This is a genomic window from Streptococcus oralis subsp. tigurinus (assembly GCF_002093545.1).
GTDB classification, from domain to species: Bacteria; Bacillota; Bacilli; order Lactobacillales; family Streptococcaceae; genus Streptococcus; species Streptococcus oralis_C.
Map to the genome: position 1 here is coordinate 30,520 of NZ_LNVF01000006.1, position 14,801 is coordinate 45,320.

Sequence of the window (14,801 nt, forward strand, 5' to 3'; positions counted from 1 at the left end):
AAACCTGAGGCCAAGACTCAATGAAAATCAAAGAGCAAACTAGGAAACTAGCCGCAGGCTGTACTTGAGTACGGCAAGGCGACGTTGACGCAGTTTGAATTTGATTTTTGAAGAGTACAAGACCCCAGGTTTTTCTTATTCATAAGTTACGACTGAGACGACACCCTTGTCATACTCAGCGATAAAGATATTGGCCACATTGTCATACCCTTGTTTGCTGAGATTATCAAGCAGCCATTCTTCGCTGCGACCAATGGTCTCCAAAATTTCGACTTGGATCACACCGTCTGTGACAACAGGATACTTGGGATTCTCATCTCCCATTTGGACTACAATGAGTTGACCGTTTTGCTCCTGCATTGCTCTTTTGACTTGTTTCATTTGGAAAATTCCCTGGCTACGGAGCTTAAGAGCTACGTCCGCTGCTGATAAACCAACCGAACGGCAGGCTTCTGGATCAATCTTTCCATTTTTGATGAGCAGGGTTGGTTTCCCATCAATCAAACGTTTTACAAAGTGAACATTATTGTTAAGCCATTTGAGAGTTAAGACCAGAATGGTCCACATAATCAGGATAACTGCATACTGAAGGATACTGATAGCGCTATTGTAAATCACCCCACCGATGATGCCCCCTAGTACATAGTTCTGAATTTGATCTATCGCTGAGTTAGGCGCTAGGTTGCCCTTTCCTGTCACATTAATCACGAAAACCAGAGAAAAGAGACCCAAGGCTAGTTTGATTAAAATTTCGATATAATTGAGTGTCATTTGTTCACCTCCACCAGTTCAATTGCATCTGTTTTATACAATTCCACTTTCTCTAGCAGGTACTTGTCTGGCTCACTTCCGTTCAAGGCACGATAATAGCAATCACCTACCTTGATAAGTGCGCCATCAGTGTTTGTGGAAGTATTGACATAGATCTCTGACTTGTCAACTCCCAATTCTTTGGAAACAAGCTCGATGAAATGAAGTGAAGCTTGAAATTTATTATTAGAAACTTGATTATTTTGATAAGTCGTGATGCTGACTAAAAGGAGAGCTAATAAGGTCAAAGCTGAAATCATGACCAACTCACGAAATTTGGTCCCCTTTTTATCATGATAAGCCTTGAAAGCTAAAAATCCTGTCACAGCTAATAGGACAATCCCTAAACCAATCATGATGCCATTTTGCTGACCGATTTGGCTGAGTACATAGTCATAAGAATAGAATTTCATGTATTTTCACTCCCTTTCATAAAATCATTCTTCATTATAAACGAAAGAGGGTGATTTTTCAAACCATACGTTGGGGAAATGCGCCATTTTTTGGTATAATATAGTCTATAATCTCAATGAAAAAGGTAATGTTATGAAACTCATCTCATGGAATATCGATTCCCTCAATGCAGCCCTAACGAGCGACTCTGCTCGCGCCAAACTTTCACAGGAAGTTCTACAAACCTTAGTAGCTGAAAATGCCGATATTATCGCTATCCAAGAAACCAAGCTTTCTGCCAAGGGGCCTACAAAAAAACATCTGGAAATTTTAGAAGAACTCTTCCCAGGCTACGAAAACACTTGGCGTTCTTCCCAAGAACCTGCCCGCAAAGGCTACGCTGGAACCATGTTCCTTTATAAGAAAGAACTCACACCAACAATCAGTTTCCCAGAAATCGGTGCCCCTTCTACCATGGACTTGGAAGGCCGCATCATCACCTTGGAATTTGACACATTTTTCGTGACCCAAGTTTACACTCCAAACGCTGGCGATGCCCTCAAACGCTTGGAAGAACGACAAGTCTGGGATGTCAAATACGCTGAGTATTTGGCTCAACTAGACAAAGAAAAACCAGTCCTTGCAACTGGAGACTACAACGTAGCTCACAAGGAAATTGACCTTGCAAATCCTGCTAGCAACCGCCGTTCACCTGGATTTACAGACGAGGAACGTGCTGGTTTTACCAACCTTTTGGCATCTGGATTTACCGACACCTTCCGCCATATTCACGGCGATGTCCCCGAGCGTTATACCTGGTGGGCGCAACGCAGCAAGACTTCTAAAATCAACAATACAGGCTGGAGAATCGACTACTGGCTCACTAGCAACCGCGTGGCTGACAAGGTGACCAAGTCTGATATGATTGACTCTGGTGCGCGTCAAGACCATACGCCGATTGTATTGGAAATTAAACTTTAAGGATTTTCACTATGAACTACAATGCAGTTATTCCCGAGTTTGTTGTAAGTGATTTAGAACAGTCCCGTTCTTTCTACTGCGATTTACTCGGTTTTAGGATTGAATACGAGCGTCCAGAAGAAAACTTTCTCTTTCTTTCTCTTGAAGAGTGCCAACTAATGCTAGAGGAGGGAACCCCCGAGGAACTGGCTAACCTTACCTACCCTTTTGGAAAAGGTGTCAACCTATCCTTTGGTATAAAGGATGTCCCACAACTTTATCAAAAAGTGACCGAGGCCAACTATCCTATTTATCGTCCTTTGACCAAGAGAACATTTCGTGTTGGGGATCATTATATCTATCCTCACGAATTTGCAGTTTTGGATCCAGATGGTTATTTTTTAAGATTTAGCGAATAGAAAAATAGAGACTGGAAAAATCTTTCAAATCAGAAAAAGGCATATTGCCAGGTCTTGAAAAATCCTGATAATATGCCTTTTATGATGGAATAATCTTCTAAAGGTTAGCCTACAATTGAGCTTTTGCCCTTTTTTCTTCAATTTGTTCGTTTTTTATATCTAAACATTAACAAAATATTTGATTTCTAAAGTTATTTGGTGTAGAATAAAAACATTGGCGTCAGCCTATTTAAAATTGAATATCATTTTACTTGTTTATGTCGTGAATTGGCACGACGTTTCTACAAGGTGCCGGAACACCTAACAATGAGTATGTCAGCTGAAGGTATGGTTTTGACCATGCCTATTTTGGGGACTTACTTAGGGGATTAAGTAGGTTCTTTTTCTATTTCTTGCTAGAAACTCTAAACAAGTAAATGAAGCATCTTTTAGACTTTAGGAGGTCTTATGAAATTATTAGAAGAGCGCATCCTTCAGGATGGGCATATCTTGAGTGACAACATCCTCAAGGTAGATTCCTTTTTAACCCATCAAGTTGACTATCGTTTGATGCGGGAGATTGGTAAAGTTTTTGCGGAAAAATTCGCTTCTGCTGGCATTACCAAGGTCGTGACTATTGAAGCGTCAGGTATTGCCCCAGCCGTTTTTACAGCTGAAGCCCTAAACATTCCCATGATTTTCGCCAAAAAAGCTAAAAACATCACCATGAACGAAGGCATCTTAACTGCTGAGGTTTACTCCTTTACCAAGCAGGTGACGAGCACGGTTTCCATCGCTGGAAAATTCCTCTCACCAGAGGACAAGGTCTTGATTATCGATGATTTCCTAGCCAATGGACAAGCTGCCAAAGGCTTGATTCAAATCATCGAACAGGCCGGAGCAAAAGTTGAAGCGATTGGTATCGTGATTGAAAAATCCTTCCAAGATGGTCGTGATTTACTTGAAAAAGCAGGCTACCCTGTACTATCGCTCGCTCGCTTGGATCGTTTCGAAAATGGTCAAGTCGTATTTAAGGAGGCAGATCTCTAATGCAAAAACAAGAAAAACACTCGCAAGCAGCCGTTCTTGGCTTACAGCACTTACTAGCCATGTACTCAGGTTCTATCCTAGTTCCTATCATGATTGCGACAGCTCTTGGCTATTCAGCTGAGCAGTTGACCTACCTAATCTCCACAGATATCTTCATGTGTGGGGTGGCCACCTTCCTCCAACTCCAACTCAATAAATACTTTGGAATTGGACTACCCGTCGTTCTCGGAGTTGCCTTCCAGTCAGTCGCTCCCTTGATTATGATTGGTCAGAGCCATGGCAGTGGCGCTATGTTTGGTGCCCTTATCGTTTCAGGGATTTATGTAGTTCTGATTTCAGGCATCTTCTCAAAAGTGGCCAATCTTTTCCCTTCTATCGTAACCGGATCTGTTATTACGACTATTGGATTGACCTTGATTCCTGTCGCTATTGGAAATATGGGAAATAACGTTCCTGAGCCAACTGGTCAAAGCCTCTTGCTTGCAGCTATCACCGTTTTGATTATCCTCTTGATTAACATCTTTACCAAAGGATTTATCAAGTCCATCTCTATTTTGATTGGCTTGGTTGTCGGAACTGCCATCGCTGCTACCATGGGATTAGTGGACTTCTCGCCTGTTGCGGCAGCACCGCTTGTCCATGTCCCAACTCCACTCTACTTTGGAATGCCAACCTTTGAAATCTCATCTATTGTCATGATGTGTATCATTGCAACGGTGTCTATGGTTGAATCCACTGGTGTTTACCTGGCCTTGTCTGATATTACCAATGACCCAATCGACAGCACGCGCCTGCGTAACGGTTACCGCGCAGAAGGTTTAGCTGTCCTTCTCGGAGGAATCTTTAACACCTTCCCTTACACAGGATTTTCACAAAACGTTGGTTTGGTTAAATTATCAGGTATCAAGACTCGTCTGCCAATCTACTACGCGGCTGGTTTCTTAGTTCTCCTTGGACTCCTTCCTAAGTTTGGTGCCCTCGCCCAAATCATTCCGAGCCCTGTTCTTGGAGGTGCCATGCTGGTGATGTTTGGTTTTGTTTCCCTTCAAGGGATGCAAATCCTCGCCCGCGTTGACTTTGCTAACAATGAACATAACTTCCTTATCGCAGCTGTTTCAATCGCTGCTGGTGTAGGTCTAAATAACAGTAATCTCTTTGTCAGCATGCCGACAGCCTTCCAAATGTTCTTCTCAAACGGAATCGTCGTAGCCAGCCTACTTGCCATTGTACTCAATGCCGTATTAAATCGGAAAAAGAAATAAGAAAAAGAGGCTCACACCTCTTTTTTGTTTCTCTATATCCTTACCTGTCTTTTTTCAGACCGCTGGCCTGTGACAAACATGGTAAAGGTTGCTTTGCAGACATTTCTGCCTTCTTGATTGGTGATATCGACATCTACCACACAGGTTGTGCGTCCATGATGGACACATTCTCCTTTAATGGTCAGTACATCATCTAGTTTTCCTGCCTTGAGGTAGTTGATAGAGGACTGAAGCGTCACTCCATCTAGCCCCAGCGAGATAACCACCAAACCACTAATCTGATCACAAAGGGTGAAGAGATAGCCTCCATGGGCATTGCCATAGTAGTTGAGCGACGAGTCCACTATTTTCGTCGTCACCACAACGTGACCATCTCTCATTTGTTCAATTTCGTAATTTTCAAAGGCAGATATAGCGTCAAAATGAAAATCTTTCATCGTTTCCTCCTGATATTTCAAATGACCCTATGATACTACTTTTTATAGGACTATGCAAGGAGAAAGCTCCTAGTCTGGCAAAATTCCGACCTGTTCTACAAAGCGCATAAAGGCTGCTTGTCCCTGCTCTGTTTGCTTGTAAACCCCCGCGTCCTCCAGAACACGTGCAAAGATGTCACCCACAGAGTCCTTGACGATTTCAAGGGCTTTTTCTTTATCTGCTAGGTCCAGATGTTGGGCTTTGAGCTGGTCTGCCCATTCCTGATGATAGTCGGCAACTGTAACCCCTTCTCCCACGAGGTAGCTGGCAACTTGCTCCACTTCTGCCTTCAAACGAGGTGGAAGAATAGCCAAGCCCATGACCTCAATCAAGCCAATATTTTCCTTCTTGATATGTTGGACATCCTTGTGGGGATGATAGATACCATCAGGATGCTCTGCTGAAGTTTGATTGTCCCGTAAAACCAAGTCCAATTCAAACTGTCCATCGAGTTTACGCGCAATGGGTGTGATGGTGTGATGCGGTGTCCCATCTGTTTCTGCTAAAATCTGCACTTCAGGATCTGAATATTGACGCCATTCCTGTAAAATCTTATCAGCCAAGTTGATCAAATCCTCTTTAGAATCCGAGTTCAAACGTAGCACTGACATTGGCCACTTGACAATCCCAGCCTTGACCTGCTCAAATCCAGCAAATCGGAAAGGCTTTTGCAAGGGAGCCAATTCCATAGGAAATACGTGACGGCCTCCTTGATAGTGATCATGAGTGAGAATAGAACCTCCCACAATCGGTAGGTCGGCATTCGAACCCGCAAAATATCCCGGAAATTGCTCTACGATCGCCAGCAGACGCTCAAAGCTCTGACGACTAATGGCCATGGGACGATGCTGGCCGTCTAAGAAGATACAGTGCTCATTAAAATAAGCATAGGGCGAATACTGGAAGCCCCACTCCTGACCCGCCATTTCAAAACGGATAATGCGGTGATTGCTGCGAGCTGGATGGTTAATTCGACCATGATAGCCTTCGTTCTCTATACAAAGCTGACACTGGGGATAATTGCTAGCTTGCACCAACTTGGCTGCTGCAATCTCCTTTGGATCCTTTTCAGGCTTAGAGAGGTTGATGGTAATCTCAAGTTCTCCGTAGTCAGATGGAACACGATAAGCAATATTTTTTGCAATGGCCTTGAGTTTGATGTAGTCGTTTTTCTGGCTAAGTTGGTAGAAATCTGCTATTGCCTGTTCGGGAGATTGGTTATAGGTTGTCCAAAAGTCACGATTGACCTGACTTGGACAAGGCGTTACCAAGTCCATTAGTTCAGCACCGAGGATTTCACGCGCAGCCTGACTATCCTCAATCGTCTCTAATCGAACCGCTTCCTCAACCAACTGGTCTTTGAGGTCAATCACTTTATCCAGATTGGTCTCAACTTCCAAAACACCTTCGCCTACTCGTGCCAAAACACGATTGGTCAGGTAGATTCGATCCATTTCCTCAAATGAACTTTCAGCAATAACGTGTGTTACAAATTTATCTACTAAGGTCACGATAGAGCCTCCTTTTAACTAGTCAAGGACGCGAGTGCCACCTGCAACTTCAGCGATATAGAAGCTTGGAGCGTATCCAACGACTTCCTCGTAGTGCTTGCCAACAGCTTCCTTAAAGGTCTCAACAGCGTCTTTTTGAACCAAGGCAATGGCACAGCCACCAAAACCTGCCCCTGTCATACGAGCACCGAGAACACCTTCTTGATCCCAAGCTGTGTGAACAAGAGTATCCAATTCCAAGCCAGTTACTTCATAGTCATGTTCTAGAGAGACGTGAGAAGCATTCATCAAGCGACCAAATGTTTCCAAATCACCTGCTTGAAGGGCAGCTTGAGCTTTAAGGGTACGTTGGTTTTCAAGCACAGCATGACGAGCACGTTTCAAACGATTTTCGTCTTTGATCAGATAGCTGTATTGGTCAAAGGCCCACTCGTCCAATTCACCCAAGGTCTGAACATCCAAGGCGACTTGCAATTCTTCCACTGCTTTTTCACACTCAGCACGGCGCTCATTATATTTAGAATCCGCCAATTCACGGCGTTTATTGGTATTCATAATAACAACGACATTGTCCTTCAAATCAAGTGGCACCAAGTCGTACTCCAAAGTATTAGTATCTAGGTAAATAGCACGTTGGTCAGCTCCCATACCGATGGCAAACTGGTCCATGATACCAGAATTAACTCCGATAAAGCTGTTTTCTGTTTGTTTTCCAATTTTTACCAAATCCAAACGGTCTAGTTTTAAATCAAAGAGATGCTCTGCCACGACCCCTGTCAAGAGTTCCAATGATGCTGAAGAAGACAAGCCAGAACCATTTGGGATATTCCCATAAACATAAAAATCAAAACCTTTGTCAATGACATGGCCAGCTTCCTGCAAGAAATAAAGAACTCCTTTTGGATAATTGGTCCAGCTGTGCTCTTTTTCAAACTTGAGATCAGCAAGAGGCACTTCGATGATACCTTTGTCCTCAAAGTTAGCTGAGTAGAAACGCAAGACTTGGTCGTCACGCTTGCGAGCTGCACCATAGGTTCCCAAGGAAATCGCAGCAGGAAAAACGTGCCCACCGTTGTAGTCCGTGTGTTCACCAATCAAATTGATACGGCCTGGTGAAAAGAAGGTTTGATCTGCTTCTTGACCAAAAACAGCAAGAAAGTCTTTGCGAAGGGCTTCAGCAGTAAGATGTTGTGTCATATTAATTCTCCTTTGACTGTCCGTTAAGCCACCTTAACGTGTAATCGTTTTCTTCTATTGTATCCAAGGATTTTACCAAGGTCAATCCTTTTTACTAAAGTTTTACTAAAAAATCGGTAAAAAGAATAAAAATATGATATACTAACCTAAAAGAAGGAGGATTTATGGCTACCTTAAAAGACATTGCACAGCTAGCCTCTGTCTCTATCGCGACCGTATCCCGTGTCCTCAATCGCGACCAGAGTCTATCTGTCACAGAAGAAACCAGACACCGTATTTTAACCGTCGCTGAAGAGCTGGGCTATACCAAGCACCTCAAGACAGGCGAATCCCACAAACCCAAGCAAAAGATTCCATTATCCAATGGGTCAGCGAACAGGGGGAGCTAGACGACCTCTACTACTACCAGATTCGTCTCGGTATTGAAAAAAGAGCCCAAGAGTTGGACTATGATATCTTGCGCTATTTTAATGACCATCCTTTTACACTGAGTGAGGAAGTGATTGGCATTCTCTGCATCGGAAAGTTCAGCCGATCACAGATCTCTGCCTTTGAAGAATACCAAAAGCCCCTGGTCTTTATAGACAGCGATACCCTCTCACTAGGCCATACCTGTATTATCACTGACTTTTACACTGCTGTGAAACAAGTTGTAGACCATTTCGTCAGTCAAGGGCTGGATCGCATCGGGATTCTCACTGGCCTTGAAGAAATCACCGACCAAGAAGAAATCATCCAGGATAAACGTCTCGAACATTTTAAAAACTATTCTCTATCAAAAGGTATCTACAATGACAAACTGGTCTTTCAAGGTAGCTTTACTGCCCAGTCAGGCTATGACTTGATGAAGGAGGCTATTCACAAGTTGGAGGATCAGCTCCCTCCAGCATTTTTCGCAGCCAGTGATAGTTTAGCTATCGGTGCCCTTCGTGCCCTTCAAGAAGCTGGAATTAGCCTACCAGACCGCGTCAGCCTCATTTCTTTTAACGACACTAGCCTGACCAAGCAGGTCTATCCTCCTCTTTCTAGCATTACCGTCTATACCGAAGAAATGGGCCGAGCAGGTATGGATATTCTTAACAAGGAAGTTCTCCACGGTCGCAAAATTCCTAGCCTGACTATGCTGGGAACCAGACTGACTTTGAGGGAAAGTACAAGGAATGAATAGAAAAAGTGAATAAAGAAATATTCCTTTATCCACCTTTTTGGGATTTAATTGTTATTCGCTACGAAGCGATTCGACTGGGTCTTTCTTAGCAGCGATGCGTGAAGGGATTAGACCGGCTAACATGGTAAGGACAATCGAAATACCGATAAGGATTAGAGCAACTTCTATTGGTAATTGCGCTACATTTCCCACATTTGTCATTTTCGCAACAATCGCATTGATTGGGAATGTCGCAAGAAAGGTAATCGCGATACCGAGCACCCCAGAGATCAATCCTTCAATGGCTGTTTCAGCAGTGAAGATACGACGAATATCTTTCTTCGAAGCCCCCATTGCACGTAGGATTCCGATTTCTTTTGTACGTTCGAGAACTGAAATGTACGTGATAATCGAAATCATTATAGAAGATACAATGAGTGAGATGGCCACAAAGCCAACGAGTACTGTTGTCACTACGCCAACCAATGTCGTAATTGAAGACATGATAGTTTGGATATCATCTGAATAAGCGAGTACCTTATCGTCTTCTCCAGCTTCTTTTTTCGCTGTGTTATAGGCGTTTATGAACTCTTTTAAGTCTTGTTTTTGTTGGAACGAAGAGGTGTAGAGCTCAATGGCAGCTGGTTTGGATTTGTTGATGACGCCCATTTTTGCGAGGTTTTCCTCGTAAGTTGAAGCCGAATTGTCGTTATATTGTTGGACATACTGCGCTTGTTCTTCAGGCGTCATTTTGGCCAACTGAATTTTTTCTTCTTCGGTTAAATTCTCCGAACTGAATGGTTTAGGATCTTTGGCAAATTCTTTACCCGTAAATACATTTAGATTTTGATTGGATTCCTGTTCCTTAACGATATCACTATTTTGAATGTATTCGGAAGTGTAATCAATGAGGGTGCTTGTGTAGGCGATTCCTCCTGAAGGAGCATTCACGCTTGAACTTGTGCCGTCTTTTTGGCGAAGGACACCCACAATTTTAAGTTCGATCCCATTCTCGATTTGAGTTTTCATATAAGAAGCATTATCAATCTTATTGACCCATAAGTTATTTTCTTTCACAAAACGGTTTGTATTAACAACTGCTTTGAAAGTTTTTCCTATAAAATCACTATATTGATACGTTTGAGAAGAGAGTTCGTCGAGCTTCTTCGTATCGTTCAATTCACTGGGATCTTTGATACGCAAACTATAGAGCAACAAGTCGCTAATTTGATTGTTTTCATCTACGATAAGGACGAGCTCGGACTTATCTTGTGGGAAGCGTCCTTCCAACACGTCGTACTTGCTTTCTAGCATTGAAGAATCACTAGAAAGTTCACTCCAGTAGTTGAGGTTTTGTAAGTATCCCTTCATCGTTTGATTCGCTGTTTCTACTTCATCAGCTAAGGTTGAAGGCAGAATACTTTTGGGTCCGTTGGAAGTATCACTTGCATAGATAAACGGTTGTAAATTGTATCGGTAACGAATGTCTTTTGTGAGAGATTCGACCTTCGAAGTGTGTTCCTCCAAGTATGTCTTGAAGGAAGCTAGGTCGTTCTTTCCGATTTGTTTTTTCAATAAATTCGTTAAAATCGTATTGATACCGAGCTCATGATTATCCTTGTAAGGCTTCTCGCTCAAATCTGGAGAGGTCGCCAACAAGTTACTCTGGTTCTGCTCGCTAATCGTCAGTGGAAGAGAGACGAGGGTATCTTCCTGCACCTTTTTAACGTAGTCACTCACACCATTGGAAAGGGCTAAGATAAGAGCAATCCCGATAATCCCGATAGAACCCGCAAAAGCTGTTAGTAAGGTACGACCTTTCTTCGTCAATAGGTTATTAAAGGAAAGTACAAGGGCGGTTATAAAGCTCATCTTCGTCTTCGTGAACTGGATGTCGACTTGCTTTGTCTCCTCTGTTGGTTCGCATGGATTTGAGTCGCTCAAGATGTTTCCATCTAATACTTGTACGATACGTGTGGAGTACTTCTGCGCCAGCTTTGGGTTATGCGTCACTATGATAACCAAACGTTCCTTAGCGATGTCTTTTAATAAATCCATGATTTGAACAGAAGTCTCAGAATCAAGCGCTCCTGTCGGTTCGTCGGCTAAAACAACTTTTGGATCATTAACAAGAGCACGCGCAATCGCGATTCGTTGCATTTGTCCCCCAGACATTTGACTTGGTTTCTTATATAAATGGTCTTTTAGGCCTACGCGTTCGAGCACTTCGATAGCACGTTTCTTACGTTCTGCTTTTGAAACGCCCGAAAGAGTCATTGCAATTTCTACGTTAGAGAGTGCAGTTTGGTGCCCGATGAGATTATAAGACTGAAAGACGAAACCGATGGTGTGGTTTCTGTAGCTATCCCAATCGCGGTCTTTAAATTGCTTTGTTGATTTTCCTTGGATGAGTAAATCACCAGATGTGTATTGGTCGAGTCCCCCGATGATATTTAATAGGGTGGTTTTCCCAGAACCCGATTGCCCGAGAATGGAGACAAACTCATTCTCACGGAAGCGAATCGAGATATCCTTTAGCGCGTGGAACTCTTGATCGCCCGTATGATAGACTTTTGAAATGTGTTGTAGCTGTAACATCGCCTATCTCCTTTCAGTGATATATGTAGTCTATCACAATTTCATAATGGAGTAAATATGTTACATTTACAATTCATCAAAAATAATCAACAAATAGAAAATCGACTTCTTATGCATGATAATGTCCATGACTTTGACCTACTTCCAACTCCTCAATTTTTCGCTTATGGGTTTGGTGACTTGCCAGGTTTGCATCAACTTCAATGGTAACATTTTGAAAGCCATAATCTTTAAGTAAATTACGAATGGATTCTTTACAATACTCTATATGTTCAATCTCTTCTAGGCAAACATGAACAATGGCATTTTTTTCCAAACCATCCATAGTCCAGAGATTGAGCTGATTAACACTGGCCACATGATCTAATTGCTCCAAGTCTTTCTTCACTTGTTTGATATCTACTCCTTCTGGCACAGCATCCAAGAAAATATTGAGTGCGCTCCAAAAGCGAGGAATGGCTTTTGTTAGAATGAAGATGGAAATGACAAGCGATAAGAGCGGATCAAGAATATACCAATCTGTAAATCGGAGGATAATCGCCATTAGAATGACCGCCAACCAACCAAGAGTATCTTCCAAAAAATGCAGACTCAGAATTGACTCGTTCTTTGTCTTTCCCTTACGAACTACTAGACTAGCTATCACATTGATACTTACTGCAATGATTCCCAGCCAGAGGACGCCTTCCTCATTGACAGGTTGCGGGTGAACTATCTTTGTGATATTTTCCAATATCACTAGGACAGACCCTATCATAAGAATCACAGCCGTTAGGATGGCCCCTAAAAGACTGAAACGCTTGTAACCCAAGGTGTACTGCCCGTCTTCTTCTCGGTTTGAGATTGTTTCTAAAAGGGCTGATATGCCAACGGCTATAGCATCTCCCAAGTCATGAACAGAATCAGCAAGAACAGCACTCGAACCAAAGATCCCTCCTGCGATAAACTCAACAATAGCATAGCTTAAATTTAAGAAAAAAGCTAACCAGATTGATGTTTTAGAGCTCATTTCTCTCCCTCCTTTGGTATAATGGGTATATATACTTCTTTCATTTGTATTATCTAATAAAATCCAAAGAAAGGATAGAAGCAAACTGTCAGCCTTATTCAGTTCTGAACAGTTTGTCTCAAGTGTCTGTATGCTAAAAAGAGACCGTCGAGTCAACAAGACAAAAAAAGCCATCTATCAAGCCTTTTTACAACTTTTGAACGACAAGGGTTATGAGGCTACTACTGTCCAAGATATCATTGACTTGGCAGATGTTGGACGTTCGACCTTTTACTGTCACTACGAGAGCAAGGAACTGCTTTTAGATGAACTCTGTCGCTATCTCTTTCATCATCTCTTTGAAAGGGAAGAACACTTAACTACCGAGGACTACCTCGCGCATATCTTTTTACATTTTCAAAAGAACCAAGACCGTGTTACCAGTCTCCTTTTTTCCAAAAATGACTACTTTCTCCGCCAACTACACAAGGAGCTCGAACACCATGTTTACCCCATGGTGGCGGATGACTTGCAAGAAGCCTATCCGAACATACCGGCTTCCTACCTCAAACATTTTGTAGTAACCAATTTTATCGAAACACTGACCTGGTGGCTAAAAAAAGGAAAATCATATACCGAAGACCAAGTAGTGAGATTTTACTTAGATGTGATTGAGATGACTTCTACAAAATCACTCGAGATTTAATCCTGTTACAAAGAAAGGAATCAACCATGTTAAATTCTATTATCCTAGGAATACTGACAATTGTACTAGCTCTCGGTTTTTCACTTCTCCATCTCGCAGCTGCTTTCGCAGCCATGAAAGAAAAAAACTACTGTCGGGGAAATATGTGTATCTTGGTGGGAAGCTGTCTCACCTCACTAGCTCTTGCTATCTTTTTCTTTGTCCCGCTTGCAACGGTCATCTTATGGATAGTGGGCTCTAGCATCATCTGCTACGGTGCTTACTGGAATGGGCAACAGCAAGAAAGTCAACATATATCGCACCACATTATTCGTATAACGAGCGCTATCGTTATTACCGTGTTACTCATTTTGCTCTAACACAAAAAAGGATCTTCTGATCCTTTTTTATTTTTTAAGCGCTTTTTGCTGCCTTGCTCCACTGGTACCAACCAACTAGACTGTTAATGAGATAAATCAGGTATTTCCCTTGGATTTGCAGGCTTTCTCCCCACCAGAGATAGATTAAAAAGACATTAGTAGCAGCCCAGAATATCCACTGTTCACGGTAAACAGCTGTCATGAGGATTTGCCCTACACCATTGGTCGCATCTGTGATTGAATCACGATAGGGTCGATTAGCTCCGATAGACTGATAAATGAACCCAAAGGCCAACCACCAAAGGACACTAATGGAAAGATACTTTGTCCAACCCTTGCTGTCCAGTTTACGTGCGACAAACTCCTGCTTTTCCTTCTTAAACTGTGCCTGGTAAATCCACACTAGAAGTCCAATCGGTTGCATGATCGTAAAGTAGAGTGTCGTCAACACCTCGCCATAAAAGCCTTTCTGTAGGGCAAGCACCAGATAAATGATGGAATTAATCAAACCAAATAGGTAGTTACTAGCACGACCTTCAGCTTCTCAAAGAGCAGAAAAAAGGTTAGTAAGGCTTGAGAGATGAATCATTTTAAAGGCAAACAATTCCAACAAGACATCATCATTGTCGCTGTTGGTTATTACCTACGTTACAATCTGAGCTATCGTGAAGTTCAGGAATTGCTTTATGACCGTGGAATAAATGTTTGTCACACTACGATTTATCGGTGGGTTCAAGAATACAGTAAAATCCTCTATCATCTCTGGAAAAAGAAAAATAAACAGTCCTTCTATTCGTGGAAAATGGATGAAACCTATATCAAAATTAAGGGGCGTTGGCATTATCTCTATCAAGCGATTGATGCGGACGGTTTAACATTGGATATCTGGTTACGAAAGAAACGTCGAGCAGACGATAACAGCTATAAGTTAGAAGATACCGCCTA

13 protein-coding genes, 3 pseudogenes and 1 riboswitch are annotated in these 14,801 nt (G+C 42.4%); of the genes and pseudogenes, 8 read left to right on the forward strand and 8 right to left on the reverse strand.

The features are described 5' to 3' along the window. Nucleotides 1-135 precede the first annotated feature (135 nt). Nucleotides 136-771 carry a DUF421 domain-containing protein gene (locus tag ATE34_RS07445; protein ID WP_000174434.1) on the reverse strand — a complete coding sequence of 212 codons (636 nt, stop codon included), beginning with the start codon at nt 769-771 and terminating at the stop codon, nt 136-138. Beyond that, on the reverse strand, nt 768-1,223 hold the full coding sequence (locus tag ATE34_RS07450; protein WP_049536503.1) for a DUF3290 family protein: 456 nt from the start codon (nt 1,221-1,223) through the stop codon (nt 768-770). Before ATE34_RS07450 ends, ATE34_RS07445 begins: the two co-directional genes overlap by 4 nt. 133 nt (nt 1,224-1,356) lie before the next feature. On the opposite strand from ATE34_RS07450, the gene ATE34_RS07455 reads away from it, so the two are divergent. The 4 genes from ATE34_RS07455 to ATE34_RS07470 all read left to right on the forward strand — a co-directional run bounded on the left by ATE34_RS07455 (nt 1,357) and on the right by ATE34_RS07470 (nt 4,873). Beyond that, nucleotides 1,357-2,184: an exodeoxyribonuclease III gene (locus ATE34_RS07455; RefSeq protein ID WP_084911479.1), complete on the forward strand. Its 828-nt coding sequence runs from the start codon at nt 1,357-1,359 to the stop codon at nt 2,182-2,184. An 11-nt stretch (nt 2,185-2,195) separates the two neighbouring features. Further along, complete coding sequence (locus ATE34_RS07460) at nt 2,196-2,582, forward strand: bleomycin resistance protein (protein ID WP_001108700.1); 387 nt, start codon at nt 2,196-2,198, stop codon at nt 2,580-2,582. A gap of 231 nt (nt 2,583-2,813) precedes the next feature. Continuing rightward, a riboswitch (purine riboswitch) is annotated at nt 2,814-2,909 on the forward strand. Between the two features lie 120 nt (nt 2,910-3,029). After that, nucleotides 3,030-3,611 carry a xanthine phosphoribosyltransferase gene (locus ATE34_RS07465; protein WP_061598094.1) on the forward strand — a complete coding sequence of 194 codons (582 nt, stop codon included), beginning with the start codon at nt 3,030-3,032 and terminating at the stop codon, nt 3,609-3,611. Next, entirely contained in the window at nt 3,611-4,873 is a 1,263-nt protein-coding gene (locus ATE34_RS07470; protein ID WP_001171650.1) for a nucleobase:cation symporter-2 family protein, read from the forward strand. The genes ATE34_RS07465 and ATE34_RS07470 overlap by 1 nt, the downstream gene beginning before the upstream one ends. A 32-nt stretch (nt 4,874-4,905) precedes the next feature. Here the strand turns inward: ATE34_RS07470 and ATE34_RS07475 are convergent, their stop codons facing one another. From ATE34_RS07475 to ATE34_RS07485, 3 genes are all read right to left on the reverse strand, one after another. Next, the gene (locus ATE34_RS07475; RefSeq protein WP_049538104.1) at nt 4,906-5,310 is read right to left on the reverse strand and encodes a PaaI family thioesterase; all 405 of its coding nucleotides are present in this window, start codon (nt 5,308-5,310) and stop codon (nt 4,906-4,908) included. 69 nt (nt 5,311-5,379) lie between these two features. Then, complete coding sequence (locus ATE34_RS07480) at nt 5,380-6,861, reverse strand: UDP-glucose--hexose-1-phosphate uridylyltransferase (protein WP_084911480.1); 1,482 nt, start codon at nt 6,859-6,861, stop codon at nt 5,380-5,382. Nucleotides 6,862-6,879: 18 nt separating this feature from the next. Further along, a complete protein-coding gene (locus ATE34_RS07485) occupies nt 6,880-8,058 on the reverse strand; it encodes a galactokinase (protein WP_061598092.1) in 1,179 nt (392 codons plus the stop codon). Between the two features lie 164 nt (nt 8,059-8,222). Here ATE34_RS07485 and galR point away from each other — a divergent pair. Next, nucleotides 8,223-9,226, forward strand: a pseudogene (gene galR, locus ATE34_RS07495) (DNA-binding transcriptional regulator GalR). A 51-nt stretch (nt 9,227-9,277) separates the two neighbouring features. On the opposite strand, the gene ATE34_RS07500 reads toward galR, so the two are convergent. After that, a complete protein-coding gene (locus tag ATE34_RS07500) occupies nt 9,278-11,803 on the reverse strand; it encodes an ABC transporter ATP-binding protein/permease (RefSeq protein WP_061598090.1) in 2,526 nt (841 codons plus the stop codon). Between the two features lie 109 nt (nt 11,804-11,912). Beyond that, nucleotides 11,913-12,812, reverse strand: coding sequence for a cation diffusion facilitator family transporter (locus ATE34_RS07505; protein ID WP_061598089.1), 900 nt, complete (start codon nt 12,810-12,812; stop codon nt 11,913-11,915). Nucleotides 12,813-12,942: 130 nt separating this feature from the next. Between ATE34_RS07505 and ATE34_RS07510 the strand changes: the two genes are divergently transcribed. Together ATE34_RS07510 and ATE34_RS07515 are read left to right on the forward strand one after the other, a co-directional pair. Continuing rightward, nucleotides 12,943-13,497 carry a TetR/AcrR family transcriptional regulator gene (locus tag ATE34_RS07510; RefSeq protein WP_061598088.1) on the forward strand — a complete coding sequence of 185 codons (555 nt, stop codon included), beginning with the start codon at nt 12,943-12,945 and terminating at the stop codon, nt 13,495-13,497. A 26-nt stretch (nt 13,498-13,523) separates the two neighbouring features. Then, entirely contained in the window at nt 13,524-13,856 is a 333-nt protein-coding gene (locus ATE34_RS07515; RefSeq protein ID WP_000935020.1) for a hypothetical protein, read from the forward strand. Nucleotides 13,857-13,890: 34 nt separating this feature from the next. Here ATE34_RS07515 and pnuC read toward each other — a convergent pair. Further along, nucleotides 13,891-14,397, reverse strand: a pseudogene (gene pnuC / locus ATE34_RS07520) (nicotinamide riboside transporter PnuC); the annotation flags it as partial. A 39-nt stretch (nt 14,398-14,436) separates the two neighbouring features. On the opposite strand from pnuC, the pseudogene ATE34_RS11345 reads away from it, so the two are divergent. Further along, a pseudogene (locus ATE34_RS11345) lies at nt 14,437-14,787 on the forward strand (IS6 family transposase); the annotation flags it as partial. Between the last annotated feature and the right edge of the window lie 14 nt (nt 14,788-14,801).

Excerpts from the sequence above, each read along its gene's own strand:
- ATE34_RS07445 (WP_000174434.1), bottom strand. The coding sequence starts at position 771 with ATGACACTCAATTATATCGAAATTTTAATCAAACTAGCCTTGGGTCTC.
- ATE34_RS07450 (WP_049536503.1), bottom strand. The coding sequence starts at position 1,223 with ATGAAATTCTATTCTTATGACTATGTACTCAGCCAAATCGGTCAGCAA.
- ATE34_RS07455 (WP_084911479.1), top strand. The coding sequence starts at position 1,357 with ATGAAACTCATCTCATGGAATATCGATTCCCTCAATGCAGCCCTAACG.
- ATE34_RS07460 (WP_001108700.1), top strand. The coding sequence starts at position 2,196 with ATGAACTACAATGCAGTTATTCCCGAGTTTGTTGTAAGTGATTTAGAA.
- ATE34_RS07465 (WP_061598094.1), top strand. The coding sequence starts at position 3,030 with ATGAAATTATTAGAAGAGCGCATCCTTCAGGATGGGCATATCTTGAGT.
- ATE34_RS07470 (WP_001171650.1), top strand. The coding sequence starts at position 3,611 with ATGCAAAAACAAGAAAAACACTCGCAAGCAGCCGTTCTTGGCTTACAG.
- ATE34_RS07475 (WP_049538104.1), bottom strand. The coding sequence starts at position 5,310 with ATGAAAGATTTTCATTTTGACGCTATATCTGCCTTTGAAAATTACGAA.
- ATE34_RS07485 (WP_061598092.1), bottom strand. The coding sequence starts at position 8,058 with ATGACACAACATCTTACTGCTGAAGCCCTTCGCAAAGACTTTCTTGCT.
- ATE34_RS07500 (WP_061598090.1), bottom strand. The coding sequence starts at position 11,803 with ATGTTACAGCTACAACACATTTCAAAAGTCTATCATACGGGCGATCAA.
- ATE34_RS07505 (WP_061598089.1), bottom strand. The coding sequence starts at position 12,812 with ATGAGCTCTAAAACATCAATCTGGTTAGCTTTTTTCTTAAATTTAAGC.
- ATE34_RS07510 (WP_061598088.1), top strand. The coding sequence starts at position 12,943 with ATGCTAAAAAGAGACCGTCGAGTCAACAAGACAAAAAAAGCCATCTAT.
- ATE34_RS07515 (WP_000935020.1), top strand. The coding sequence starts at position 13,524 with ATGTTAAATTCTATTATCCTAGGAATACTGACAATTGTACTAGCTCTC.